Genomic DNA, 26,266 nt, shown 5'->3' with positions numbered 1-26,266 from the left:
CGAGCGGACGCCTTCGCGAGCAAGCCCGCTCCCACAGGGTTATGTGTCGTTCGCCCATAAAACACAGATGATAAAAACGCCGAACTGGTGGCGCTTGACGCACCTCACGATAGAAGGGCTTCCACACCCTGTCACTGAATTTGCAGTGACGGCCTAAAGACTATCGATATGGCTCGATGCGCACCAGTTCATGGCAACCGCTACAACTTGAAGGAAACTTCCGACGACCTTGCCCCGAAATTTCGCTACCGTTATAAGCAAAAACCATCAAATTTCGCGGCTCAGCTTTTTAGCAATATGGCGCAACCATGCTTCGCCTGATTCCCACTCATTCCAGTAGCAGTAGTAACAGCTCAGCTCCTTCAATAAATACTCTCGTAATTCAACTTCGCCCTTTCGCTTCGCGAGCAGAAAATCTAGTTCCTGGCAGACCACCATTAAATCCTCAATGGCGGAGTCAGCTAAGAAGGCGTCAATCACTTGCTCTGCCGATTCATGCTCAATCGTCCAATCCTGATGAAAGTACGCGCCGAAAAAATCGTGCAGTTCGGAAAACTCTCTGATCATATTTCTGGAAATCCTGTTAGCAAAAAATACCCCTCAGGTCGCCGGGCATCCTTTACCAGTACCAACAATACTTTCGATGCTAGCAAATGGTTGTTACGTCCGTTGGGAATACTGACACCTACTGGGTAAGGAAATGTATGAGTAACTGTCGTCTTACTTTTCTTTCCATTAAGGAATTTTTCGATTTTTGTCTTATTTGCATCTAATGCTTTTGAAGAAGCCGATTCCGCAGTAGCCCGATCAGGAAACGTTGATGCAGCAGGAATATTTGGCTCGGCTTTTAACCTTTTAGCTAACTGCTTGTCCGTTCTACCCACATGTTTCCTGATGAGGTGCCCTCCTTGAGCTTCATGCGCTGCCAGACCACCACCGGGAACAATTTCGCTATACGGTCCATCTGCATCCAAATCGCCAGGGCATGGGTTGCATGACAACCCCAACGGATCAACCCACCCCGTCGGGTTCAGCGCGTACCGGTACTGGTTCAGCCCACCCGCCAACTTGACTGGATCCGGCGTCAGGTACCGCCCGACATCCGGATCATAGTACCGATGCCGGTTGTAGTGCAGGCCGCTCTCGGGGTCGAAGTATTGGCCCTGAAACCGTAACGGTTGTTCGAGCTGCTCTCCCCCGCCATACGTTAGGCGGGTAACTTTTCCATAGGCGTTGTACTTCGCCGACCAGACGATTTCGCCCCCAAAATCCGTCAGTTCCTGCGGCGTGCCGAGATGATCGAGCTGGTAGTAAAACGGGCAGGCCTTGCGCGGGCCTTTGCCGTCGAGCATGGCCAGTGGGCGGAAGGTACCCGGTTCATAGACGTAGCTGCGGTAGTGTTCGCGGCTGCTTTCGGCGATGAGGTGGTCGCCTTGCCAGAAGAATTCGGTGGTTTTGCCGTCGACGGTTTTGGCGATGCGGCGGCCGAAGGCGTCGTAACGATAGTTTGTGTGGCGGCCGTCCGGGGTGGTGATGCCTATCAGGCGGTGCTGGCAGTCGTAGGCATATTCGGTGACGAGTTTTTGCGCGGTGCCACGACGTTCGCGGATGAGGTTGCCGAAGGCGTCGTAGTCGTAGTGGCGGTCGCCCTGCATGAGCAGGCGGTTGCCTTTGACGGTCGCGATGCCGGGGCGGTCGTGCATCAGCAGGTTGCCAGCCGGGTCGTGGGCGAAGGTTTCCGGTGGGTTGTCGCGGGTGTGGCGTACGCGAGTCAGGCGGTTGAGCGGGTCGTAGTAATAGCTGCGCTGACCGTGGCGGCTGTCGGCGAGGGTCGCGAGGTTGCCGTTGACCGCGTAGGTGTAGTGGCGCAGGTACAGCGGTCGGGATTGCTGGTTGATCGCGTGGGCCTGCAACCGGCCCTGGTCGTCGTAGTGCTAGTGGCTGGTGAGCTGGCCTTGCTGGCGCTGTTGTTCGCGGCCAACAGTGAATTGGTGAGTGGTGAGTCGCGCGCCATTGAGGTCGATGGCGCTTAGCGCGCCGCCCTTTTCGTGGTGGTAGGCGAGTTTGCTGCCGTCCGGCAGGCGCAGCCGGTTGAGCTGCCCGCAGGCGTCGTAGCCATAGCGCAAGGTGCCCCAACCTTGGTGTTCGGTGATCAGGCGATCCTGTTGGTCGTACTCAAACTCCAGCGGATGATCGTGACCGTCGTCGACGCTGATCAGCCGGCCGAGGCTGTCGTAGCGGTATTCGACTTTGATGCCATCGGGCAGCGTCTTGGCCAGCAACCGTCCTGCCGAGTCTCGCTCATAAGCGGTAACCAGTTGCGAGCCGTCATCGCCAAATTCGGTTTTCGCCAGCAGATGGCCGTTGAGGTCGTAGGCATACGCCGTGCGTTGACCATCGAAGCCGGTTTCCTGTCGGATCAATCCGCTGGGCGTGTAATCCAGCAGATATTTTTCGCCGGATTCGTTTTCGATTTCTGTGAGCAAAAACTGCGCGTTTTCGTAGCGATCGTTGAGCTGCGTGCCGTCGGGACTGATGCGACGGCTGACCAGGTGCAAATCATCGAGATATTCGTAGCGCGTGACATGACCCAGCTCATCGCGTTCGGCGGTGATCTTGCCGTAGGCGTTGTAGCTGAAGGCGCGCGTGGCGCCCGTAGGAAGTGTCGTCTGAATCAGTCGTCCGACGGCGTCCCACGCGTAACGAGTGACGGCGCCGTGTTCGTCCTGATCGGTAATTCGCCGACCCAGTGCGTCGTAGGAAAACCGTCGCTGGCCGCCGTCCGGCAACGTCTCTTCGAGCAACTGCCCCAAGGCATTCCAGACAAAGACATGTCGGCTGTTGTCCGGATACCGGATCGACAGCAACTGCCCTTTTTCATCGTAGTGATAGTGGGTGACATGCCCGTCAGGATCGGTCGCCTCGGTGACATCGCCCTGGGCATTGCGCTGGTATTTCCAGATGGCTTTGCCGCGATATCGCGCATGCAGGAAACCATTGCGATATTCATAGGACGTTGGCTCATCTTTCGGCGGAATCAGCGCCACCAGCCGTCCGACTTCGTCGTAGTGGTATTCGGTGACGGCACCCAGCGGATCCTGCTCGGCAATCAGCCGGCCTTGTTCGTCATAGGCCTTGAGCTGTTCGCCGCCATCCAGCCCGACCTTGCGCACCAGCCGCGCCCGGTCGTCGTGCTGGTAAAGCTCCTCGCTGCCATCGCTGTTGTGGACGGTGACGCTGCCCTGATCATCCCAGACATACCGCGCCTCCATCTGCGCAAACGACGCCCAGTGCCGGACGCATCGCGCCGCCTTGCCGGACCTTTCCCACGCCCAGAAGAAACTCGCCCCACCGGCCAGTTGCCGCTGCAGGATGACGTGCTGATCGTCGTAGTCGTAGCGCTCGCTTTCGTCGGCGGCGTTGGTAGCTTCGATCAGTTGCCCGCGTTCGTCGTAGCGGTAACTGATCAGCGTTTGTTCGGTGATCCAGGCCTCGCCCAACGTGTCCGCCGGGACAAAACGCTGGTAGTCGACGGCCACCAGATGGCGGCGGTCATAACGCAAGAGCAAGGCGCGGCCGGCACCGTTGTCGAGGCGTTGGATGCGCTCCTGACGGTCGCGGGTGATGCGCAAGCGGTTGTCGTAAGCGTCGCTGATCGCGGTCAATCGACCGTTGATGAAGTGATAGAAACGCGCGTCATCGCCCGCCTGGGCGAGGATCAGTTCTTCAGGTTTGTCACCCAGAAAAATCGCCGCACGCGAGAGGCTGTTGTGGATCGCCGGGCGTTCAGCATTCGGCAACGGGAAAGCAGTGCGACGGTTTTCGTGGTCGATCCAGATCACCGAATCGCCGTCGATTTCCAGGCGATGCGCGAGGCTGTGACTCCAGCCGAAACCAAGTCCGCAATCGATTTCGACGGCACTGGTGCGATAGAGCCGGGTGAAGTCGAACGTCAGGACGCCGTCCAGCGAACCGTCGGTGAGGGTCAGCAGTTCTTCGCCGGTGACCATCGACACCGGGCATTTGTTGGTGGCGGTATTATCGACGGCGTCGGCGCTGTCGCCGTTGGGGTTTTTCGCTTGGGTCGGGGCGTCTTCGTGGTGTTGTTTTTGCAGGAAGGTGGTGTTGCTTTTGGCATCCCAACGCAGCTGCATATGACCGTTTTTGAGACCGCCAGCAACGCCCCGTGCAGCGACCTTTTTGTAGCGGTCGACGTAGGTCATGAAGCCGTTAACAACGGTAGAGATAGCTTTGACGAAACCCAGTACAGCGCTGATGAACCGAGCGCCGTAGTGGGCAAGCCGCATGCTCAAGTAGGCAATCCCCGCCCCCGCGCCAGCGAAGGTCAGGACCACCCCGATCAGCATGTCGAGGAGCAGTTGCACCACCACCGTGGAAATGGCTTCGGCGGTTTTTCCGGCGATCTCGCTGGGCGGCAGCATTTCCAACCAGAGGCTGGCGGTTCGCAACAGCAAACACAGCGCCGCTTCGTCACTGGCCAGCAGCTGGACTTTCGCCATCATGGCTGGCGCTGATTTCGCGATATTGACCAGCTCGTCAGCACTGCTGCCTAAACGACCAACAAATTTGCCGGGATCCTGGAGGATTTCCGAGAGCAGGCTGATGCTGTCCCAAACACCAATGATGGCGGCCCAACTTCCGGCGAGCATGCCGTTACCCGCAGCGGCAAATGCCGACTGTGACCATTGCGGCTTGAACCTTTGCCACTCTTGGCGCAGCCAGTCTTCCAACTGCAGGGTCAGGCCGTCGTGAGAAGAAAAAAGGTCCTCAACTTGCTTTGGGGTAACTTCGCTCTGGACATGAACGCGGTAGAACTTGCCGGGCTTACCTACGAACTGTCCTTTGCCGTTTTCATCAAGCGTGACTGTTTTTCTCTCGCCCCCATCAACGGCAATCACATCAACATCAATATTCCCCAGCGGAATGTCATAGACCGATTCAAACTTGCTCTCGATTTCCAGAATTCTGTTTTGCGGACACTGCGCAACACTGGTGAAAAAGTCGTCATCGCTTTTACTCACCGAGGTGCTGGTATCGCCCACTTTGATCTGCCGATCCATGTCCATCAGCGAGGGCAGGTCAAACGCGCGACTGACCTTGTCCGCATTGCGACTGAAAAAACCCTGAAGTTGCTCGCGATACAGACTTAGCGTGTCTTTGAAACCGTCTAGTTCCTGCTCGATGCGGGTAATAGGCTCCATCAACGCACCGTATGGCACGAAGTAATCTGAAAAATCGGGTCGTACATGAGCAATCCCTCGCGCAAAAAATGGGCGCGCGAGACTTTGCTAGGGATCAGGCGAGAATGAAGTCAGGAAAGTAGGATGTGGCTGTAGGGCAAATCTCTAATCAGCCATCGACGAATGACAGACAGGCAAAAACGCAAACGTGGCGGAAGGTTTCCCTCACGCCACGCTTGTTTACGGGTCAACTATGGTTTTATTGCGTTGAGTCGCGGGACGCCAATTCTTTAAGCTTGATTTCAGCCAACGGATGTCCAGCCTTGGCAGCCATCTCCCAAAACCGAGCCGCTGCAACCGGATCCGGCGCCTTGCTCGCCGTCCCCGCCAAACTGATCACGCCCACCTGATACGCCGCCTTGCCGTCGCCCGCCAGCGCTGCCAGGCGCAGCAATCGGACACCTTCCTCGCGAGCCCCCAGCCCAACGCCGCGAAAGGCCAGGATGTGGCCATAGAAGCTTTGCGCCCCGACATCACCCAAGTTGGCCATGCGGACGAACTGGCCTTCGAGCCAGTTCCAGCCTAGCGGCTGTTGGACAAACCACGACCAATGAAACAACCTGCGGGCCAACCAGTAACCGGCCCGCGCCTTGAGTCGCAAGAACACTCAGGCCTCGGCCGATTCGGGGTATTCGTACTCAAACACTCGCACCACTTCCGAGGCATGCCAGGACGCCGCAGCGACACCATCGGACGGCCCCGAGAAACGCCCCAGACGCTCGACGCATTCGAAAAAGCCGGTGCGTGGCAGGCGGCTGGCGCCCTGGCTGATCACCAGCGAACTGCGCAAGGGCTGCTCGGCCTTGGCGTCCAGTGCGGCCAGATGTTCAAGGGCCGCGGTCAAGGTTTGCATGGCTGGCGTCGGGAGCTGCAGACGCTCCAGCAACGCGCGATAAGTCAGCAAATGGCGCTGGCGGCGCGCCTGATCCAACTCGCCCAGCAACCCGTCCCAATGTTGACGACTGATGCGTACGCTCACGATTCATCCCTCCACCCTGGCACCGTCAATTCCCAAGCCAGGCTGCGGCGAATCGCAGCGTCGGGTTGACGCTCGCCACTTTCGATCAAGGCCAGATAAGACGGGCTGATGCCTACCGTGCGGGCAAGCGCCTCGATGGCGATGCCCTTCCCTTCGCGCAAATTGCGTAGTTGATCCAGACCCGGAAGAATCTGGTCTGGTGGGGCCGCGTGACGCACTGTTGCCTCGCGCGGCGGTTGTGGTTCGATGCCTGCTGCTTTCAGTAAAGCCTGATACTGAGCCCACGGCACAACCGCATACTCGGGCTCGCCTTCGCGTGTGATTATCTGAATATCCATGACTTCCCCGTAGGACAACGACACTTAGCGAGTCGGCGCTTTTCCCTGGAAGTGTAATCCTAACAGCGGTCAAGGTCCTGAGGGTATGAATATAGGGATGATGCTGAATCGGCTCAGTTTTTTTTCGGGCCCTGAATTTGAAGTTGCTCCAGGGTATCGGGCAATCGCTCGACCACCGCAAGCTTTTCGGGCCTCTGGCGATTGCGCCATGCGCGGAAAGCATTGAGTTCGTCATCGAGGACTTTCATCAGCCAGGCGAGCACGGCGATGTCATCGAGCATTCCAAACATTGGGATGAAATCCGGAATTGCATCCACCGGACTCAGAAAATACATCAGGCCAGCCACCACCGAGATCAGCGCTTTCGGGCTGATTGCACGGTACTCCCCACGCCAGTACGCCAGGCACAGCGCCTGCAACAGGCGCAGATCGTCTTTAAGCTTGCCCAAACGGTTGCCCTGAGTGGCGCCTTTGCTGGCCACCGCGAACAACAGCGTTGGCAAACGTCCACGAGCGAGCAAGCGTCCGGCCAGTGGCAGGAAACGAGCGAAACTCCAGGGTGTTTTCATCATTCCTCCCGCTGAAATGTTATCCACACAAATTGTGGATAACCTTGTGAACAGACGTGCATTTCACGGCTGAAAGCCACGTTTCATAAGGCTTTTGCTCAGATCGGGCGTTTTTTACTCACATAAAAAAACCCAAGATTTCATTGACTTGGCGCTCAGGCGTGGATAGCCCAGGCGCCCTCAATGGCTGTGACTCCAGCGTACAGCATCCGTTCGTTTTGTTTACCTTCGCTGAACGCCAGATGCAACAACGCCCCGCATAAGCGAGGCGTTGTTGTCAGAACAGGCGCAGATTACTTGGCTGCGTCGTCCTGCTTGGCTGGATCCTTGATCGCCAGCAGTTCCAGGTCGAATACCAGCACCGAGTTGGCTGGAATTGCCGGGCTTGGGCTTTGGGCGCCGTAAGCCAGTTCGCTAGGGATGTACAGTTTGTACTTCTCGCCAACGTGCATCAGTTGCAGGCCTTCGACCCAACCCGGAATCACACCGCTGACCGGCAGATCGATCGGGCTGCCACGCTCGACGGAGCTGTCGAAAACGGTGCCGTTGGTCAGGGTGCCGGTGTAGTGAACAGTGACTACGTCATTCGGCTTTGGCTGTGCGCCTTCAGCTTTCTTGACCACTTCAAACTGCAGGCCCGAAGCAGTGGTGGTAACACCAGCTTTCTTTGCGTTGTCCTCGAGGAATTTCTTGCCGGCGGCTGCCGACTCTTCGCTCATTTTGGACATGCGTTCTTCAGCACGCTTTTGCAGTGCGGCGAAGGCTTCGACCAGTTCTTCGTCCTTCAGCTTCTGTTCTTTCTTGCCGACGGCATCTTCGATGCCCTGAGCTACGGCTTTGGAGTCCAGATCATCCATGCCTTCCTGAGCCAGGCTCTTGCCCATGTTCAGGCCGATCCCGTAGGAAGCTTTTTGCGCCGGGGTTTTCAGCTCTACGCTGGTCTGCGAGTCACAACCCGCAAGTACCAGGCTAACCAGGGCCACCGCCGCCGCCAACCGATGCTGTTTCATGCTATTTCCTTGTTCATGCGCCTAAAGGGCAATCGAGTAAAGCCGCGAGCTTATCAGGCGGCCACGACCAATGGCTACCGGCATGAGAGCAGGAAACTTCTGATAAGTTCAGGTGTTTTAACGCATTTCCGGTATGGAACAATGAAGCTTCTGTCATCTTCGCCTCACAGACACAACTGAACCGTCCCACAACATCTGCCGTAATGGCCACTTGCCGCACGCCTGTAGCTGAGGCATAAGAGAGCGACAAATCGACAAGGATGTTTATCTTGCGCCTCTTTTATCGCTTGCTGGTTCTGATCGTTGCGTTGCTGAGCATGTGCCTGGCCGTGATTCTGTATTACGTCGCCAACCCGAAACTGCCGACCTGGTCGCCTGCGCAGCAGGTGCATTACCTCGAGCAGTGGAGCGCGACTGACCGCCAAACCTACTACTTCACGCCTCAGGGCACTCAAGTCAAAGGCTTGCGTTACGACTGGTTCAACGCGCTCGAACTGCCTTTTTCGCAACAACGATTTGCCGCCCCGGAGTACCTCGCACGCTTCGGTTTTCTGGTCGAACCCGGGCAGAAAGCCACACCGAACAACCCCGGCAACCTGCCCGTGGGCTTTGCCCGTCATCAGAATCCTGGCAGCCCGGATCAGTTTCTGGACATCACTTGCGCCGCTTGCCACACCGGCGAATTGCGCTTCAACGGGCAGGCGATCCGCATCGATGGTGGTTCGGCGCAGCATGTCTTGCCGTCCAGCGTTCCTACACTGCGCGGCGGAAGTTTCGGACAGGCACTGGTCGCCAGTCTCGCTTCGACTTACTACAACCCTTGGAAATTCGAACGTTTCGCTCGCCGTGTACTGGGCCAGGACTACGACGCTCGGCATCAACAACTGCGTAAAGACTTCAAGACCTCTCTCGACACCTTCCTGAAAGTCGCCTGGAACGACACCCACCGAGGGCTCTACCCGACCGAAGAAGGCCCAGGCCGTACCGATGCCTTTGGGCGTATTGCCAATGCCAGTTTCGGTGACGCGATTTCACCTGCCAATTACCGAGTGGCCAACGCGCCAGTCGATTACCCGCAACTGTGGGACATGTGGACCTTCGACTGGGTGCAGTGGAACGGCTCGGCACAGCAACCGATGGCGCGCAACATCGGTGAAGCCTTGGGCGTGGGAGCCACGCTTAACTTTTTCGACAGCAACGGCCAACCACTCAGGGGCGAAAATCGCTACCCCTCCAGCGTCCGGGTGCGCGACCTGCACCTGATCGAGGAAACCCTGCAACGGCTCAAACCGCCGGTCTGGCCGGAAGATCTGCTGGGTGCCATCGACAAACCGCTGGCAACCAAGGGGCGTGCGCTGTTTGCGCAAAACTGCGCCGGTTGTCACGTCCCGCGCACGACCCAGGAAGGCGAGCGCTGGGTCCAACATTTGCACATGCTACCCGTCGACGTCATCGGCACCGATCCGACAGCAGCGAACAACATCGCCAACCATCGTTTCGATCTGACTGCCCTGCAATGGGACCCGGCAGAGCTTGCACAGATGGACGTCAAGTTGCACCCCACACCCAACGAACCGCTGGACTTGAGCCAACTGTCAGTGGCCAAGGGCCTGGCCTACGTCACCGCGTTCGTCGAGAACCGCGCTTACCGTGAGGCCAGGGTCACAGCAGCAGAAAAGCCAAAACTTGACGGCTTCGGCCTGCCGATCGGTGTTCGTGAAAAAGCGGCTTACAAGGCTCGTCCACTGGCGGGCGTGTGGGCGACGGCGCCGTTCCTGCACAACGGTTCGGTGCCGAGCATTTATCAACTGCTCTCACCCCAGGATGAGCGCGCGACCACCTTCTACAAAGGCACGTTCGACTACGACCCGCAACACCTGGGCCATCGAATCGAAGCCTTCACCAACGGTTTCCTGTTCGATACGCGCATTACCGGCAACCACAACAGCGGCCATGAATTCCGCGCCGGTGAGCGCGGCAACGGGGTGATCGGCCGGCTGTTGCAACCCGAGGAGCGCTGGGCGCTGCTGGAGTACCTAAAAGTGCTGGGCGGCCCGCTGGAGGCGCAACTGCCATGATCATGACCACCTTCAAAAAGGAATTGCCGATGCTTGCCCGATTCTGGTTGTGGCTGGGTCGCCTGCTCGGTAAAACCCTGCTGATTCTGCTGTGCATCGGCCTGCTTGGCTGGGCGTTGACTACCGCCTGGTATGCCTGGCAGCTCCGAGGCCCGGTCTCGGCACTGGAGCAGATTCCGGACGGCGAAGCAGCCATGACCCGGGATGTGATTCAGACCGCCGTGCGCATTGTCGATCAACACCGCGAAAGCACCCGCTACCTGCGTGACGCCCATGCCAAAGCCCATGGCTGCGTGAAGGCCGAAGTGCAGGTGTTGCCGGAACTGGCGCAGGAGCTGCGCCGCGGTGTCTTCAGCGAACCGGGCAAGCGCTGGCAGGCCACCATGCGCCTGTCCAACGGCAACGCATATCCGCAGTTCGACAGCATTCGTGACGCCCGGGGCATGGCGATCAAACTGTTGGATGTGCCGGGCAAACAACTGCTCGACGACCGGCAAGGGCAACACGAGCAGGACTTTGTGATGTTCAGCCACCCGAACTTCTTTGTCAGCGATGTCGCCGAGTACCGTCAGAATGTCGCAGCTCAGGCCGACGGAAAAAAGGTCATGGCGTTTTTTCCTGGCTGGGATCCGCGCACCTGGCAGGTCCGTCATTTGTTCATCGCGCTGGCGACGCTGTCCCCGCCGCCGGAAAGCCCGACACGTACGACCTATTTTTCGGTATCGCCGTATAAATTCGGCGAGGCCAACGCCAAGTTCCGGGTGATGCCGGATTTGGATAACTGCCCGGCTTACACCTCGCCCAAGCAGAACCAGGATCTGCCGAACTTCCTGCGTAACGCCTTGACCCAACAGTTGTCCACGGATCGGGTGCCGGCGTGTTTTGTATTGCAGATCCAACGCCAGGATGCGAACAGGTTCATGCCGATCGAAGACACCAGCATCGAGTGGAGCGAGCAGGATGCGCCGTTCGAAACCGTAGCCCGGATCACCCTGCCGCCTCAGGACTTCGACACCCCGGCGCAGAATCTGCAATGCGACAACCTGTCATTCAACCCGTGGTTCGGTCTGGAGGATCATCGCCCGATTGGCGGTATCAACCGGCTGCGCAAAGCCGTATACGAAGCGGTCAGCGACTACCGGCACAGTCGAAACGCCGAGCTGTAGGAGCGAGCTTGCTCGCGAAGGTCGTGAACGATAATGCGTAAAATCAGATGCCCAGCGGCGCCCTTGGTCTTTTCGCGAGCAAGCTCACTCCTACAGTTTCATCTGCCGCTTTTCCAATGGGCGTAGCCAAAACCCAGACAGCAAAAAGCCCGCACTAAGCGGGCTTTCCGTGGTGACCTGGCGTTCAGCGTTCCAGGTTACCGAATATGGCGCAGCGGACGGGACTCGAACCCGCGACCCCCGGCGTGACAGGCCGGTATTCTAACCGACTGAACTACCGCTGCGCGTAGCGTTGAAAGTAAGTGGTGGGTGATGACGGGATCGAACCGCCGACATTCTGCTTGTAAGGCAGACGCTCTCCCAGCTGAGCTAATCACCCTTTACCTTCGTTGCGGGGCGCATTGTGCCACAGATTTTCCTAACATGTTGATTTAATTGATAAATATTTCAATAAAATCTGAAAACCAGTGAAACGATGCATCCTGCAGGAACTTCAGGCAGAAAAAAACCCGCGTTAGCGGGCTTTTCCGTGGTGACCTGGCGTTCAGCGTTCCAGGTTACCGAATATGGCGCAGCGGACGGGACTCGAACCCGCGACCCCCGGCGTGACAGGCCGGTATTCTAACCGACTGAACTACCGCTGCGCGTAACACTTGAAGCGAATGGTGGGTGATGACGGGATCGAACCGCCGACATTCTGCTTGTAAGGCAGACGCTCTCCCAGCTGAGCTAATCACCCTTCACTTTCGGTGTGGCGCGCATTCTACGGAGCGACCTCACCGCTGGCAAGCACTTTCTTAAATAATTTTTTCAGGCCTTCCAAAGGCTTAGAGAAGGGTTGGCCTATGGCGCCACGAAGAGAATAATGCCCCCCTTTGTATAAAGGAGAGACTCGCCCCATGTGGTTCAAAAACCTGCTTATCTATCGCCTGACCCAAGATCTGCCTTTTGATGCCGAGGCGTTGGAAACTGCACTGGCCACCAAACTGGCGCGTTCATGTGCAAGCCAGGAGTTGACCACCTACGGTTTCGTCGCGCCATTCGGCAAGGGCGAAGATGCACCACTGGTGCACGTCAGCGGCGATTTCCTGCTGATTTCCGCCCGTAAGGAAGAGCGCATCCTGCCGGGCAGCGTCGTACGCGACGCCGTGAAGGAAAAGGTCGAAGAGATCGAAGCCGAACAAATGCGCAAGGTCTACAAAAAGGAACGCGACCAGATCAAGGATGAAATCATCCAGGCCTTCCTGCCTCGCGCCTTTATCCGTCGTTCGTCTACGTTCGCAGCGATCGCGCCGAAACAAGGCCTGATTCTGGTCAACTCGGCCAGCCCGAAACGCGCCGAGGACCTGCTGTCCACGCTGCGTGAAGTGATCGGCACGCTGCCCGTGCGACCGCTGACCGTGAAAATGTCTCCGACCGCTACCATGACTGAATGGGTCACCACCCAGAAAGCCGCGGACGATTTCTTCGTGCTGGACGAGTGCGAACTGCGCGACACCCACGAAGACGGCGGCATCGTGCGCTGCAAGCGCCAGGACCTGACCAGCGAAGAAATCCAGCTGCACCTGAGCACTGGCAAAGTAGTCACTCAGCTGTCGCTGGCGTGGCAGGACAAGCTGTCTTTCGTCCTCGACGACAAGATGGTGGTCAAGCGCCTGAAGTTCGAGGACCTGCTGCAGGATCAGGCGGAACAGGACGGTGGTGAAGAAGCCCTCGGCCAACTGGATGCCAGCTTCACCCTGATGATGCTGACCTTCGGTGACTTCCTGCCGGCGCTGGTCGAAGCCCTGGGCGGCGAAGAAATGCCGCAGGGAATCTAAAGGCTGGTGATTTCTAGTGTGGGAGCGGGCTTGCTCGCGAATGCGGTTTCACATTCAACAAATATGTTGACTGAAAATCCGCATTCGCGAGCAAGCCCGCTCCGACATTTGCTGTGTGGTCCACTAGCGGAGGTACCGAGTGCTAAATAAGCAGCGAACTTGATCCCCGGTTTAATGATGGGCACTATACTGCGCAACGCGAGGACGACCTCGCGACTCGATCGAATCATTAATCTGGGGACGACCCCGTCAATCGATGGAGGTCTCTCATGTCCTGGATCATTCTGTTGTTCGCCGGCCTGTTTGAAGTAGGCTGGGCTGTCGGCCTGAAATACACCGATGGTTTCAGCCGCCCTCTTCCCACTGCACTGACCGTTGCCGCCATGGCGATCAGCCTTGGCCTGCTCGGCCTTGCCATGAAGGAATTACCGCTGGGCACCGCCTATGCGATCTGGACAGGCGTGGGCGCGGTCGGCACGGTTATCGCCGGGATCATTCTGTTTGGTGAATCCATGGCGCTGTTCAGGCTCGCCAGCGTGGCGTTGATCATTGCCGGTCTGATTGGACTGAAAGTCAGCACTTAGCCCTTGGCACTCATACGAAAAAGCCCGCTTCCTCGGTGTTAACGGGGAAGCGGGTTCTTTTACTGGCAATTAAAACGGATCAACTTTCAGCCAGCGCCATGCGCTCACGCACGACCGGAACCTTCTCCACATGTTCAAGCTGGATGCAGCGCTCCAGGAACAGGAACATGTAGTCGTAGCTTTTGCACACCGCCTGACGCAACTCTGCCTGCAAGGACTTGCTCGGGTTCATTCCTGCCAGCGTACAGATGATTTCCAGCGCTTCCCACGGATGGGCGTCGTCGTACTGGGCGTGCATCTTCAGCCACTTCATGGCCCGCTTGCGATCTTCCTCGGGAAACGCTGCCGCGTAGACACCACTTGAACAGACCAGCGCCGACCACTCACCTGTCGCGCCTTCGATGGCATAGTTGGTGGCGGCAATGGCAACGATCAGCGAATCCCCCGAACTGGTGTGCCAGCACCAGTGACTCAAGGCATGAAGTTCAGGGGCAACCTGTTGCGCCTGCAGATCCTCCAGGCTCACACCATGAGCGCGGCTCCAGTGCACCCAGTAATCGGCGTGGTTCAATTCCACCCGGATGTTGCGCATCAACCAGCGACGCGCCATGTCCTCGCCCGAATGGCGGGCAAAACGTGTTTTAGTGAGGTTCTGTGCCATATATAACGCGAACTGTTCAACCACTGGCCAGCCACCAATCAGGTAGTGACGCATAGTCCTGGCGCTAAGCTTGTTATCTCGCATGCGCTTGTACAGTTCGTGTTCGACAACCCGGCGTTTACTCTCGCTGCAATCCTTGATGAGCTGTTGAGCCCAGGCGGGATAACTTGCAGCTTCCATGAGGGGTCCGGTTCTATTGAAAGTATCGATCACTGTCGTGTTCCTTTTGATTGTGATTGTAAGGATCAGCAGGAGATTTCAACGGAACGTGCCAGGCGCCTTGAATAACAAGGGTCGTGGCCTGGCAGGACGACTTTGCAGACTATCGCAGGTAAACAGATGCGGGCGCTCAATCACATACCCCTGAGCGTAATCCACCCCGATTTCCAGCAATGCCTGCTCAATCTGGGGTGTTTCAACAAACTCGGCAATCGTACGCTTACCCATGACATGACCGATGTGATTGATCACCTCGACCATGGCGCGGTTAATCGGGTCGTCCAGCATATCCTTTACGAAACTCCCGTCGATCTTCAGGAAGTCTACAGGCAAATGTTTCAAGTACGCGAACGAGGACATTCCGGCACAAAAGTCGTCCAGCGAAAAGTGGCAACCTAACCCTTTGAGCTCATTAATAAATCTGATTGCACTGCCCAAATTGGAAATTGCGCTAGTCTCGGTGATTTCAAAACAAATCATTTCAGGCGGTATGGCGTAAGTAATGAACTGTTGACGCAGGAAGTCCAGGAACGCCTCATCTCCGATAGTTGTGCCTGACAGATTAATCGCACACATCGCGAGTGGCCCTTTACGTTTTTCGGCCATGCACTGGGCAATGATCTTGAACACGTTTTGCACGACCCAGCGATCAAGGGACGTCATGAGGCCGTATCGTTCCGCGGCCGGAATAAAACTGTCAGGCAGAATCATGCGCCCGGCTTCGTCATGCAGCCGCAGCAGAATTTCGATATGCCCGCCGCCCTTCTCTACATGACCAAGGGCCGCGATTTCCTGGGCGTACAGGCAAAAACGGTTTTCCTCGAGCGCCATGTGCAAGCGCTGCACCCAAGCCATCTCACCGAAGCGCAGGGACAGCTCAGAATCGTCGGCGTGATAGACCTGAACCCGGTTTCGGCCCTTTTCCTTGGCCATGTAACAGGCCATATCGGCGGCGCGTAGCGATGTTTCGAGGGTGGTCGGGTGCTGATTGATATGCACCAGCCCGATGCTCACAGTGGTCACGAACGGCCGGCCTTTCCAGACGAAGTGCAGGTTCTGCACGGTCTGGCGCAAGCTCTCGGCGATTTTCTCGGCGGCTTCCGGCGAACAGTTCTCCAGCAGGATGCCAAATTCGTCACCGCCCAGCCGGGCCAGGGTATCGCTTTCGCGCAAGCCCGATTGCAACAGCGCGCAGATATGCCGCAGCAACTCGTCTCCCGCCGCATGGCCGCAGGTATCGTTGACCAGTTTGAACTGATCCAGATCGAGGAACATCAGCGCATGCCGCCCCGCCTGCCGGGTCAGGTTGTGCAGCACCTGTTCCAGGCGATATTCGAATTCGCGTCGGTTGGCGAGACCGGTCAAGGCGTCATGGGTCGCTTGCCACGACAGATTGGCGATGTATTGCCGCTCCTGAGTCATGTCGTGCAGGACCAGCACGGTGCCGCTGACCTTGCCAGCGTTGCGGATTGGCGCGCCGACCAGCGTGACCGACACAGTGCTGCCATCCATGCGCTGAATCAGTTTGGAATGTTCGCTGCCGCCAGTGAGCTGGCCGCTCAGGATGCGCTCGATCAGCGTAAAGCCATCGGCCTGAGCGTTTTCGTCCAGCAGATTGAATAGCGCTGCCAGCGGTAACCCCGTCGCCTGCTCGGCTTTCCAATGCGTCAGCGCCTCGGCAGCCGGGTTCATGTAGGCAATCGCGCCGTCCACGTTGGTGGTGATCACCCCGTCGCCAATCGATTGCAGGGTGATCTGCGCCCTGTCCTTCTCCAACTGCAGGGCTTCGGCAATCGCATGGCGTTGTTTGAGCAGCTTGTGGGTGCGCACCAGGGCCAACGCAATCAGGCCCAGAGCGGTTGCGAGGTTGGTCACCAGCAGCAGACGAAGTATGACCCGCGACCCCTCACCCAGCGCATCGCTGAAGGCTTTCGCCGCCGGAGTCACTTCAACGTTGATTGCGAAAATCTGCTCCTTCCAGCGCTGGATGTCCGCGCTGGTGGCCGGGCTGGTGGTGAAGTGCTGGCGCATGTCCCGCGCGACATCATCGAGCTTGACCAGATACGCGTCACCCACGGTCCAGAGGTCGATGGCTTTTTCGAGGTAAGAGAAGTGACGGAAATTCAGATACAGCCAAATCAGGCTGGAAACATCATCCGGGTGGTTACCACCCTTGAGGATCCCCGCTCGTGCCGCTTTGATATTCGGCGGCTGGTGATCCAACGCCACACGCAATTCGTGGCCGCCCTGGGGAACGGCGATGGCGTTCTGGTATTTACTGAAGATCCCTTCGTCGCCGCTATCGGCGTAAAGATTGAGGTAATAGATGGCGTCTTTCTGGCCCTTGGACCAGAGGCTTTCACCGGCTACATAACCACGAACCGCCGACAGCATGTAAAGGCTGACGCCGCCCAGCAGGGCCTGAAACACCACGACGGCGATAAATGGCCAGACGATGCCTAACAACCGTGGCGTTCCGAGAGTCCGCGCTTGATTCATGAGGTCCCTTGTTTGAGCACTGCTTGATCGTCTTCCGGACGAAATCGCTAAAGCTAGCCTAGGGGGCATTTTTCATCCCGGCAAGTTGACCGGCATTGGACGTTAAAAATTCAAATACATATGTACCGCCTTCATACCGTCTGAGACCCGGAAACTGCGAAAACATTCTTGAAAGCAGGTTCCTGACAATGCAGACCCCACCGACGCCACCTTCAGCCTCAGAAAAACAACGCGGACAACTGGCGGAATATGACGCGCTCATCACCGCCTTGCGCGATGCCCGATCAAAAGACACTCCGCTGACCGGCATTTTTCTGAAACCCCCAGCTCATTCCCTCTTTTCCAGGGCCCATGATGCGGCATTGAAAATGGGCGACAAGGCTCGCTCTGACAGCCCGGTTGGGCTGGTCCAGATCCTGAGTTTCCATGGGCTGCAGACGAAGCCGTCGCAAGACGCTGACGCATTGATTCCGGCGCTGGAAGAAATGCGCGCCAGCCACTTGCTCGGCCTTGAGAACGGCATGGATATCGACGAGCTCATTCGCGGGCGCGATCACAAGCCGATACTCGACGCTGTCAGCCTCGTTCTGGACGATGGCGAGACATCGGTCATTGAAAGCCTGGGCAAGGAAGTGCTGACCAACGTCACTGTCGATCAGCTACGCGCCAACCCCGCTGTGTATCTGGAGCGCATGCTTACCGGCGCCAAAGCGCGAGCCCTGGCGCAGAAACTGCTCAAATTGCTGGACTGGTACGGCACGCGACCTGACGAAGTGAACGATCCTTACGTCGAGGCCAGACTCGTCGCCGGCGCCATCCGGCGCTGGCACAGCCTGACCGGCGATCAACCTGACGATACTGTCGCGCGTTTTCGGCTCGATCAGCCGTCCAACTGGGGCAAGAGCTATCAAACGTTGCGCAGTGACTTTGAATCCTATTTGGTCGATTCGGGAAACGCGAACACGACGAGCGAGGCGATCCTGCTCTCACGCTTGCTTCAACCCCGGTTACCGAAAGAGTTTCGTGTTCGCGACATACCCGGTGAACTGCCTTATCGCAGCTCAATCGTATGGGTTAACTTCATTCACGGCGTAAACCTCGCTCACGCGGTCAACCCCGCATTACTGTCACGGTTGACCTTCCAGCAGCTTGTGGAGTTTCCAATCAAAAGGGCGGCTGACGCGCCATTGGTGTATTCAGACCTGATTACTCTGACGCGCATTGCTCCCACACACGATTGGGCCATGACGAACGGGATCATTGGCCAGGCTGAAACTCGTCATACCGAGCAGACAATCCTGGTCGCCAGCACCGAGCTGGCTACGCAGACTCAACGCCTGACCGATGCGATCAATTATCTTGATGCGCCACAGCCTGAACGCTTGAACCTGGCCAGGATCAAGCTGAAAAAAATCTTCGGCGAGGAAATGTTCAAAGATGATGGGTTCAAATTGGTGGAGGAAGCCAGTCAATACACGGTCAACCCCATACGGCATGGGGGCCCTGTAGGGAGGCAGACGCCTGAAACCTACTCGTTCGTCGATGTCTATGCCTCTGGAAAGATCTACAACGGCAAAAAATGGTTTCTGACCCTGCGCGGTGAAAAACTGGTTTCCGATCGCTGGATAAAGCTCAACGCCGACCGGATGATCGAAAGCAACTTTCTCCCCGACACGCCAGTGCTGCCTGATGTCAGGCCGATGTTTGAGACGGCGTTCAAGATTCACCTGGACTTTCAGCGCAGCGCCTACCAGAAACTGATCATGTTCCAACTCGCCTCGTTGCCGTGGGCTGATCGCCTGGCGCTGGAGTACGGTGCAGTGCGATTGCTGACCCTCAGGAAACAGTCGGCCGTGACCGAGGAACGCGAGACCGCCGCCACCACGCTGCCACTCAGAGCGCGCAAAGGTTTCGTTCTTGAGGCCACCCATGAAGGAAAGAAGTCCTACTACGAACTGATCCCGCGAGCCGGGATCATTCGACGCCGACCTGACTTCGATCCGTCTTTGATTGGAGGCATCAGAAAAGAAGAGTATTGGGGCAACGTGCCCGTTCATTACCTGGTCAACCGGGCATTGCCATTTGATTGGGAGGCTCATACCGGTGGCGGCCGACCCAAGGACAATGCAACCTGCAAAGCCATCATCGACCCCCTGGGCGAGCGATTCGCGGCGCCGCCACTGGATAAACACTTCACCTCGTACCCTTGCACGCTGAAATCAAAACGCATCAACGACATCACCTTCTTCATCGTCCAGAATCTTTTTTATGTCGATGAAAAGCTGTATCGAGCAGCTGCCTACGGCGAAACGCAATTTGATAAAGAACAGAAGATCAAGGATAAAACCCTCGAAATCACCAAATTGATCGTTCCGTTCTGGGGCAGCTTCGAAGACCTGACGTCAGGTGATCTGGTGCGGATCAGAGATGGTTTTGCCGGTATTTTTGTCGACGTCGCCACCTTTGTGTTTCCCATCGGAAAGTTCGTCTCGGGGTCGCTGCGATTGGCAACCACCTCCGGCCGATTGAGCGTACGGGCTACCCTGCCTTCTTTTGCGACGCTCACCAAAAAACTGCTTGTCTCGAACCTGAACAATCTCAACCCGATTGACGGCATTCCTTCACTGATCGGCGCGGTCGGTGCCGGGGTGTTCAGGCTTGGCCGGTTTGGCTTTTTGAAACTCAAACGATTGGCGGGAAGAACGGGTGAATACAATTTCGTCCAGGGTTTGCCTCAAGCGAGCGACCCCGGTCGATGGAAACCGCTGGTAGCCGATGATCAACTGGGATCCGTCAACGGCATCGAAGATATCGCCCTTCGTCGCGCAGGTCCTGAAACCTCCCCGCACTATTATTTGATAGACCCCGCATCATCCAGACCGTATGGCCCCAAGCTGTCCGCGGACGCGGGTGAGGTATCACTTGGCAGGTCCGAATTTCTCCCCCTTGGAGAAGCCGAAAGCAGCAGGGTCTTTGATATTCCGCAAAATGCCCGGCTACAGCAGATTCCGGAAGTAGACGGACGCACCACGTTACTCATCGATAACGTTCCTTACCGGCTTGATCAAGGCGCATTGCGCCGAGTGGATGTCATCGATGCGGGCGACACCCTCAATATTCGCCCTTGCCGCGTCCGCCGCGCACCGGACGAGATCTGCCTCAACAGCTACGTTCACCGCGAGTTGGCGCCCACCCCCGAGCTCGGCAGCCATGACCCGGCCGAAGATTTCTGCCCTTGGTTCGGCGACCGTATTTATACCCCCGCGCCGGTCACCCAGAAACGGACAACGCCCGTCCTGGCGCTGGACGGCCAACTGTATTCGGGTACCGATGAGCGCCTGAAGCTGTTCACGGGCAAGCGACCCGAGCTGGGACTTCCCAGGAAGCTGGTCCCCAAGGCACGCGTGGATGCAACCGTCGATTTCAGGAAAGGCATCTATGGGCGAGTCAGGGTCAAGGGTATATACGAAGGCCTCGACGACGATATGCGCCAAGTCAGTTCACTGATCATCGAATCAAAAATCGATGCAAAAAAGGAGTACATCTTCACTCAGCTCAACGCGACCGACTACTACTTCGCCGAAATCAGCAAAGGGCAAAGCCTTGCCAGGTCGCACCGTTTACAACGCATCCCCAACCCGCAACTGGACAGCGATCCTTTGTACAAGGAACTCTTTACGGTGTTTACCGGTTCCCTGCATGCCAACAACACCGCAGCCATCTATGGCGTGGATAAGGTCAAGCAAGCCATTCGCACCATGGATGAAATCGCCGTCCCCCTCGGGGGCTTTCCGGTCCCCTCTGAAACACTGTCCAGGATCAAGGTATCCACCTCTCCCGGGGAAGCCATCCTATTTGATCATCGAACTCGCATGATCGTCAGTGAGTTCCCCGCCTCGACAAAAGCCTGGACGCGCAGCAAAGAAGCGCCGGAGCCGCTGCGCAAAAGAACGGCGGAAATCTTCAATGTGCTGTTCGAAAAAAAGGTGATCAAAGCGGAGCAGGAGAGCGTCCTGCAGATTTCCAATACGATGAGAGAACTTCAAGCCATCGTCAGGAAAGAAGGCAAAAGGATGGATCGCCCTCGAAACATTGCCTATGCCGAAATCAAGCTTCCTGATGGAAAAGCAGAGGTGTATGTCAGTGTCTCCGGCCGAGGCGGTGATACCGGTTATTTACCTCTTTTTGAAAAGCACCGTACGAAAGAGGTGAAGGTAGGAGAAACCACCTACATCAATGTCGATCACCATGAACGCTTCCCGGCTACCTCACTTGATGCAACTGCCGAGGGGCAGTTCTATGCAATCCCGCCCACGATCAAAGACATTTCGACGTACACCCCGGAACTGACGCGGCATCCCGTGTCGCTGGACAGTGAAAGCAAGCTGATCAGAACCATTCGGGCCAGGTACCCGGACGATGCCACCCGCAGCCCGGTAACTGTCGCCACCACCATGGCACCTTGTGAATCCTGCTCGGTGCTGATGCAGCAGTTTGCGCATACCGGCGGCAAGGATGCATTGAAAGTCATTTGGGACTGAACAGCCGCCCGTTCTAGTGCTGCTGCAAATGCCCATAAAGCTTGGCGTACAAACCGCCATCGGCAATCAGTTGCTGGTGGTCGCCATCCTCGGCAATTTGCCCGCCATCGAACACTAGCACCCGGTCGGCCTGCTTCACGGCTGACAAGCGGTGGGCAATGATCAGCGTGGTGCGGTGGCTCAGGAACCGCGCCAGTGCCTGGTGCAGGTTGTATTCGGTGGCGGCATCCAGCGCCGAGGTGGCTTCGTCGAGAATCACCACTTTGGGTTCAGCCAGCACCATTCGCGCAATTGCCAGGCGTTGACGTTGTCCACCAGACAAACGCACGCCGGAACGCCCGACGATGCTGTCCAGTCCGTTGGGCAATTCGCGAATCGTGGCGTGCAGTTGCGCGATTTCCAGCGCTTGCCAACACGCCTCGTCACTGCGCTCGCGGCCCATGGTCAAGTTGGCGCGGACGGTGTCGTTGAACAGCGCCGGGTGTTGCAGAACCACGGCGACGTTTTCACGCACGGTTTCCAGACCGATCTCCTGCTGGGTCGAACCGCCAAAGCGGATCGTCCCGGCAAGCGGCGTATACAAGCCCAGCAGTAACTGCACCAGCGTGCTCTTCCCACCACCACTGGCGCCGACGATCGCGACTTTTTCACCCGGGGCGATCGACAGGTTCATCTGGTTCAGCACCAACTCGTCGCCGTAACCGAAACTCAAGCCCTGGACTTCGATGCCGACGGTTTCGCGCCCGCTGAACGGGTCGATGCCGCCCGGATATTCCGGCTCATCGGCCCTGGCCAACAACTCGTTGATCCGGGACAGCGCGCCACCGGCGGCGTAAAAGGCGTATTGCAGGTTAAGCAGTTGTTCCACCGGACCGATCATGAACCACAGGTAGCTGAACACCGCGAGCATCTGGCCGATGGACAAGTCGGAGAACAACACCGTGAGCATGGCGGCGGCGCGGAAAATATCGATGCCAAACTGGAACAGCAAACCGCTGGCACGGTTCGAGGCGTCAGTTTTCCACTGCGACGTCACGGCGTAATCACGTACCTCTTTCGCGCGCTGACCGAGGCGCCCGAGGAAAAAGCCCTGACGGTTACCGGCGCGCACTTCCTGAATGGCATCGAGGGTTTCGGTCAACGCTTGAGTGAAGCGCGAGGTGCTGTCGTTCTCGAGTTTCTTCAGGTGTTTGACCCGCTTGCCCAGCAGCACCGTGGCATAGATCACCAGCGGGTTGAAGAGCATGATCAGCAGCGCCAGCTTCCAGTGCATCCACACCAGAATGCTCGCGGTGCCAACCAGCGTCAGCATGGCCACGAGGAAACGGCTGAGGGTTTCGCCGACGAACTTGTCCAGCGTGTCCAGGTCCGTGACCAGGTGCGTGGTCACCGTACCGCTGCCGAGGCTTTCGTATTCGCCGAGCGAGATGCGCTTGAGCCGCTCGATCAGTCGTGTGCGAATGCGGTACACGATGTCTTTGGCCAATGCCGCAAACAACTTGGCCTGGACCACGTTGAACAGCAAGGCGCCGCAGCGCAGCAACAAGGTCACTAACAGCATCAGGCCGATGTAGCCCGCCGCTTTCTGCCAGCCTTCCGGCAACGCGTGATTCATGACCTTCAGCGCGGAGTCGCCATGGCCCAGCAGCACTTCGTCCACCAGCAACGGCAAAAGCAAGGGGATCGGCACGCTGCACAATGTCGCCAGCACGGCTACGCCGTTGGCGATCCACAGGGCTTTCTTGTGTTGCAAGGCCAGGCGACGGATTTCCGCCCAGCTCAGACGGTCGACACGTGTAGCGGTTGTGGCGTCGTCGGGCAGGTCATGCACAGGCAGCGCGCTCCAGCCAGCGGCCGAGCAGCGGTGACAGGACGCTGAGAGGTTGATAGCCATTGGTCAACAACGCCAATTGACCATCACGCTCGGCCAGCAAGGTCGGGAAACCGGCGATACCCAGATCCTGGACCCAGGTGAAATCGGCAGCAGTTGCGGTGTGCATATCGGCTCGGTCGAACGCGGCCGCGAACTCGATGCGCGGCAGGCCAGCCTGCTCCGCCAGTTCCACCAGCACACTGGCATGGGTGACATCGCGACCTTCTGCGTAAAATGCATGCTGAATCAGACCGAGCAGTTTCCACGCGCAATCCGGTGCCAGGCTGCGCGCCGTCACCAACGCCCGACAGGCGGGCTCGGTGTCGTAGACAAAGCCGTCGGGCAATGCGCCTTCGAGCTGGAACGGCTGGCCAGTGGCCTCGGTGACCGCCTGCCAATGTTCAAGAATGTAGCGCCGGGTGGTTGGCTCCAGCGCCGAACCACTGCCGGTGCGCAAGCCGCCCACCACCAGATGCACGTCCACACCCGCCGCCTGCGCCTGTTCGACCAGCGCATTGGCCACCGGCGCAAAACCCCAGCACCAGGAACACATCGGGTCCATCACGTAGAGCAGGCGGCGAGCAGACATGGTTCAAGCCTCGGAAGAAGTTTGCTTGTAGTTGTAGCCAATCGGGTGAGGCATGTTGCGTGCCTTGGCCAGTTCGATCTGCTTCTGCCGATCGATGGCACTGCGACGCGTCTTCTCGCTCAGCTTATCCCAGCAATGCGGGCAACTGATGCCGGCCACATAGTGCTCGGACGCGCGGTCTTCGACGCTCACCGGTGTACGACAGGCGTGACACTGATCGTAGTCGCCTTCGCTGAGGTCATGGCGCACGGTCACGCGGTTGTCGAACACGAAGCAGTCGCCCTGCCACTTGGTTTCTTCCTGCGGCACCTCTTCGAGGTACTTCAGAATGCCGCCCTTGAGATGATAGACCTCGTCGAAACCCTGGCTGAGCATGTAGCTCGAGGCCTTTTCGCAACGAATGCCGCCGGTGCAGAACATCGCGACTTTCTTGTGCACGGCCGGGTCGAAGTTGGCTTTGATGTAATCGGGGAATTCGCGAAAACTGGTGGTCTTCGGATCGATGGCGCCTTCGAAGGTGCCGATCGAGACTTCGTAGTCGTTGCGGGTGTCGATCAACAGCACTTGCGGATCGCTGATCAGCGCGTTCCAGTTCTCTGGATCAACGTAGGTGCCGACCTTTTTGTTCGGGTCCACGCCTTCAACGCCGAGGGTGACGATTTCTTTCTTGAGTTTGACTTTGGTGCGGTAGAACGGCTGCTCATCGCAGTACGACTCTTTGTGGTCGATGTCGTCCATGCGCGGGTCGTTCTTGAGCCAGGCCATCAGCCCGTCGATGCCTTCGCGGCTGCCGGAGACGGTGCCGTTGATGCCTTCTTCGGCGATCAGCAGCGTGCCTTTGATGCCGTTGTCGACCATCGCCTGTAACAGCGGCTCGCGCAGGTCGACGTAGTTTTCCAGGGTGACGAACTTATACAGTGCCGCCACGACAATCTGTTGTGTCATGGGTAATTCTCCAGGTGGCTACCCTCGTAAAGGGTGAACCGGATTCAAAAAAAACGCGCCGGGTGAGCGGCGCGTTGCGGATTCTAGCAAAAACGGCGTGATTTTAGGACTGTCATGATTCTCTGTGGTGAGGGGATTTATCCCCGTTGGGCTGCGAAGCAGCCCTGAATCTTGCGACTGCTGCGCAGCCGAACGGGGATAAATCCCCTCACCACAACAGCCCTTCAACCTAATGCTTGCTGCCGCCAGCACAGGTCGGCGAGGCCGGAGCCGCGTCGATCCGGGCCCATTCTTCCGGCGTGTAGGTATGCAGCGCCAACGCATGGAACTCGCCCATCAGCTCGCCGAGCGTGCCGTAGACTTTCTGGTGACGCTTGACGCGATTGAGCCCTTCGAACTGCTGACTGACCACCACGGCCTTGTAATGGGTTTGCAACCCACGACTGTGCATATGGCTTTCATCCAGCACTTGCAGGTGCTCGGGCTGAAGCAGGCCCAGCGTCGATTCAATGCGTTGTTGCATGGTCATACCCGACTCCGCTTAAGGCTTTTTCTTGGCAGGAGCGGCGGCTTTAGGCTCCAGCTCGGCGGTCATGTCAGCCAGCAGTTTGTTGACCACAGGCACCGCGCTTTCCAGCTTGGCTTGGGTCATCTGGGCCGATTGCTGAGTCAGCTGCGGCATTTTTTCCAGGACTTTCTTACCCAGTGGCGACTGGTAGAACGCCACCAGATCCTTGAGCTCGGATTCGCTGAAGTTAGTGGTGTAGAGCTTGACCATGTCCGGCTTCAGCTTGTTCCAGCCAATGGCTTGGTCCAGAGCGGCGTTGGCTTTGGCCTGATAGGTTTCCAGCAGGGCCTTTTTCGATTCAGGGGCTTTGGTCTGTTCAAAGCGCTGAGCGAACATTTGCTGCACTTGCATGTACACCGGAGTGCCCAATTTGTCAGCGTGCGCCAGGGTCAGGAAAGCTTCGGCACTGGCGTTGTGGCTGGCGGTATCGGCAAAAACAGGGCCGCTGGCGCAAACCAGTGCAACCGCGGTACAGATGGCACGAAGACGAGTCATCGAGTTTCCTTTTCTAGCAGGCGAGGTAAAACCCCAAGGGCGTCCATTCTGCGCCTAAAAAAGTGTGTCAC

At 57.7% G+C, this 26,266-nt stretch carries 18 protein-coding genes, 4 tRNA genes and 1 pseudogene; 5 read left to right on the top strand and 18 right to left on the bottom strand.

Translation table 11 applies throughout. From position 1 onward, the window contains the following. Positions 1–267: 267 nt before the first annotated feature. The 7 genes and pseudogenes from ACYZT9_RS08775 to ACYZT9_RS08745 form a co-directional block, all read right to left on the bottom strand. Positions 268–567: a contact-dependent growth inhibition system immunity protein gene (locus ACYZT9_RS08775; RefSeq protein WP_462009432.1), complete on the bottom strand. Its 300-nt coding sequence runs from the start codon at positions 565–567 to the stop codon at positions 268–270. Next, positions 564–5,222: pseudogene (locus ACYZT9_RS08770) on the bottom strand (RNase A-like domain-containing protein). The gene ACYZT9_RS08775 and the pseudogene ACYZT9_RS08770 overlap by 4 nt, the downstream one beginning before the upstream one ends. 238 nt (positions 5,223–5,460) lie before the next feature. Beyond that, positions 5,461–5,868: an SEL1-like repeat protein gene (locus ACYZT9_RS08765; protein WP_462009431.1), complete on the bottom strand. Its 408-nt coding sequence runs from the start codon at positions 5,866–5,868 to the stop codon at positions 5,461–5,463. Continuing rightward, positions 5,869–6,240, bottom strand: a complete 372-nt coding sequence (locus tag ACYZT9_RS08760; RefSeq protein WP_003223109.1) for a hypothetical protein — start codon at positions 6,238–6,240, stop codon at positions 5,869–5,871. Beyond that, positions 6,237–6,578: a helix-turn-helix domain-containing protein gene (locus ACYZT9_RS08755; protein WP_462009430.1), complete on the bottom strand. Its 342-nt coding sequence runs from the start codon at positions 6,576–6,578 to the stop codon at positions 6,237–6,239. Before ACYZT9_RS08755 ends, ACYZT9_RS08760 begins: the two co-directional genes overlap by 4 nt. Positions 6,579–6,691: 113 nt before the next feature. Further along, positions 6,692–7,147 (bottom strand): YkvA family protein, encoded by a 456-nt coding sequence (locus ACYZT9_RS08750; protein ID WP_462009429.1) that lies wholly within the window; start codon positions 7,145–7,147, stop codon positions 6,692–6,694. 293 nt (positions 7,148–7,440) lie between these two features. Beyond that, positions 7,441–8,157 (bottom strand): FKBP-type peptidyl-prolyl cis-trans isomerase, encoded by a 717-nt coding sequence (locus tag ACYZT9_RS08745; RefSeq protein ID WP_462009428.1) that lies wholly within the window; start codon positions 8,155–8,157, stop codon positions 7,441–7,443. A gap of 269 nt (positions 8,158–8,426) precedes the next feature. Here ACYZT9_RS08745 and ACYZT9_RS08740 point away from each other — a divergent pair, with 269 nt between their 5' ends. Together ACYZT9_RS08740 and ACYZT9_RS08735 are read left to right on the top strand one after the other, a co-directional pair. Next, complete coding sequence (locus ACYZT9_RS08740) at positions 8,427–10,235, top strand: di-heme-cytochrome C peroxidase (protein ID WP_462009427.1); 1,809 nt, start codon at positions 8,427–8,429, stop codon at positions 10,233–10,235. A gap of 29 nt (positions 10,236–10,264) precedes the next feature. Beyond that, on the top strand, positions 10,265–11,401 hold the full coding sequence (locus ACYZT9_RS08735; protein WP_462010179.1) for a catalase family protein: 1,137 nt from the start codon (positions 10,265–10,267) through the stop codon (positions 11,399–11,401). A gap of 207 nt (positions 11,402–11,608) precedes the next feature. On the opposite strand, the gene ACYZT9_RS08730 is transcribed toward ACYZT9_RS08735, so the two are convergent. The 4 genes from ACYZT9_RS08730 to ACYZT9_RS08715 form a co-directional block, all read right to left on the bottom strand. Next, positions 11,609–11,685 (bottom strand) — tRNA-Asp (locus ACYZT9_RS08730). 19 nt (positions 11,686–11,704) lie between these two features. Continuing rightward, positions 11,705–11,780: transfer RNA gene (locus tag ACYZT9_RS08725), tRNA-Val, on the bottom strand. A 188-nt stretch (positions 11,781–11,968) separates the two neighbouring features. After that, positions 11,969–12,045 (bottom strand) — tRNA-Asp (locus ACYZT9_RS08720). A 19-nt stretch (positions 12,046–12,064) separates the two neighbouring features. Beyond that, positions 12,065–12,140, bottom strand: a tRNA-Val gene (locus ACYZT9_RS08715). A gap of 160 nt (positions 12,141–12,300) precedes the next feature. Between ACYZT9_RS08715 and rdgC the strand changes: the two genes are divergently transcribed. Both rdgC and sugE read left to right on the top strand, forming a co-directional pair. After that, positions 12,301–13,221, top strand: a complete 921-nt coding sequence (gene rdgC / locus ACYZT9_RS08710; protein ID WP_462009426.1) for a recombination-associated protein RdgC — start codon at positions 12,301–12,303, stop codon at positions 13,219–13,221. A 269-nt stretch (positions 13,222–13,490) separates the two neighbouring features. After that, positions 13,491–13,805 carry a quaternary ammonium compound efflux SMR transporter SugE gene (gene sugE, locus ACYZT9_RS08705; protein WP_462009425.1) on the top strand — a complete coding sequence of 105 codons (315 nt, stop codon included), beginning with the start codon at positions 13,491–13,493 and terminating at the stop codon, positions 13,803–13,805. A gap of 79 nt (positions 13,806–13,884) precedes the next feature. Here sugE and ACYZT9_RS08700 read toward each other — a convergent pair whose 3' ends face one another. Then, positions 13,885–14,646, bottom strand: coding sequence for a TenA family transcriptional regulator (locus ACYZT9_RS08700; protein ID WP_462009424.1), 762 nt, complete (start codon positions 14,644–14,646; stop codon positions 13,885–13,887). Positions 14,647–14,724: 78 nt separating this feature from the next. After that, positions 14,725–17,184 (bottom strand): EAL domain-containing protein, encoded by a 2,460-nt coding sequence (locus ACYZT9_RS08695; RefSeq protein ID WP_462009423.1) that lies wholly within the window; start codon positions 17,182–17,184, stop codon positions 14,725–14,727. Positions 17,185–17,372: 188 nt separating this feature from the next. Between ACYZT9_RS08695 and ACYZT9_RS08690 the strand changes: the two genes are divergently transcribed. Next, positions 17,373–21,725, top strand: a complete 4,353-nt coding sequence (locus tag ACYZT9_RS08690) for a hypothetical protein (protein WP_462009422.1) — start codon at positions 17,373–17,375, stop codon at positions 21,723–21,725. A 13-nt stretch (positions 21,726–21,738) separates the two neighbouring features. Here the strand turns inward: ACYZT9_RS08690 and ACYZT9_RS08685 are convergent, their stop codons facing one another. The 5 genes from ACYZT9_RS08685 to ACYZT9_RS08665 form a co-directional block, all read right to left on the bottom strand. After that, entirely contained in the window at positions 21,739–23,556 is a 1,818-nt protein-coding gene (locus tag ACYZT9_RS08685; protein WP_462010178.1) for an ABC transporter ATP-binding protein, read from the bottom strand. After that, positions 23,549–24,151, bottom strand: coding sequence for a DsbA family protein (locus tag ACYZT9_RS08680; RefSeq protein WP_462010177.1), 603 nt, complete (start codon positions 24,149–24,151; stop codon positions 23,549–23,551). The genes ACYZT9_RS08685 and ACYZT9_RS08680 overlap by 8 nt, the downstream gene beginning before the upstream one ends. A gap of 39 nt (positions 24,152–24,190) precedes the next feature. Beyond that, a complete protein-coding gene (gene trhO, locus ACYZT9_RS08675) occupies positions 24,191–25,132 on the bottom strand; it encodes an oxygen-dependent tRNA uridine(34) hydroxylase TrhO (RefSeq protein WP_462009421.1) in 942 nt (313 codons plus the stop codon). A gap of 229 nt (positions 25,133–25,361) precedes the next feature. Further along, a complete protein-coding gene (locus ACYZT9_RS08670) occupies positions 25,362–25,661 on the bottom strand; it encodes a BolA family protein (protein ID WP_462009420.1) in 300 nt (99 codons plus the stop codon). A 12-nt stretch (positions 25,662–25,673) separates the two neighbouring features. Next, the gene (locus ACYZT9_RS08665; RefSeq protein WP_462009419.1) at positions 25,674–26,195 is read right to left on the bottom strand and encodes a DUF2059 domain-containing protein; all 522 of its coding nucleotides are present in this window, start codon (positions 26,193–26,195) and stop codon (positions 25,674–25,676) included. Positions 26,196–26,266 lie beyond the last annotated feature (71 nt).

It is taken from the genome of Pseudomonas sp. ZT5P21 (assembly GCF_054897785.1).
This window is presented reverse-complemented; position numbering and strand designations above follow the sequence as displayed.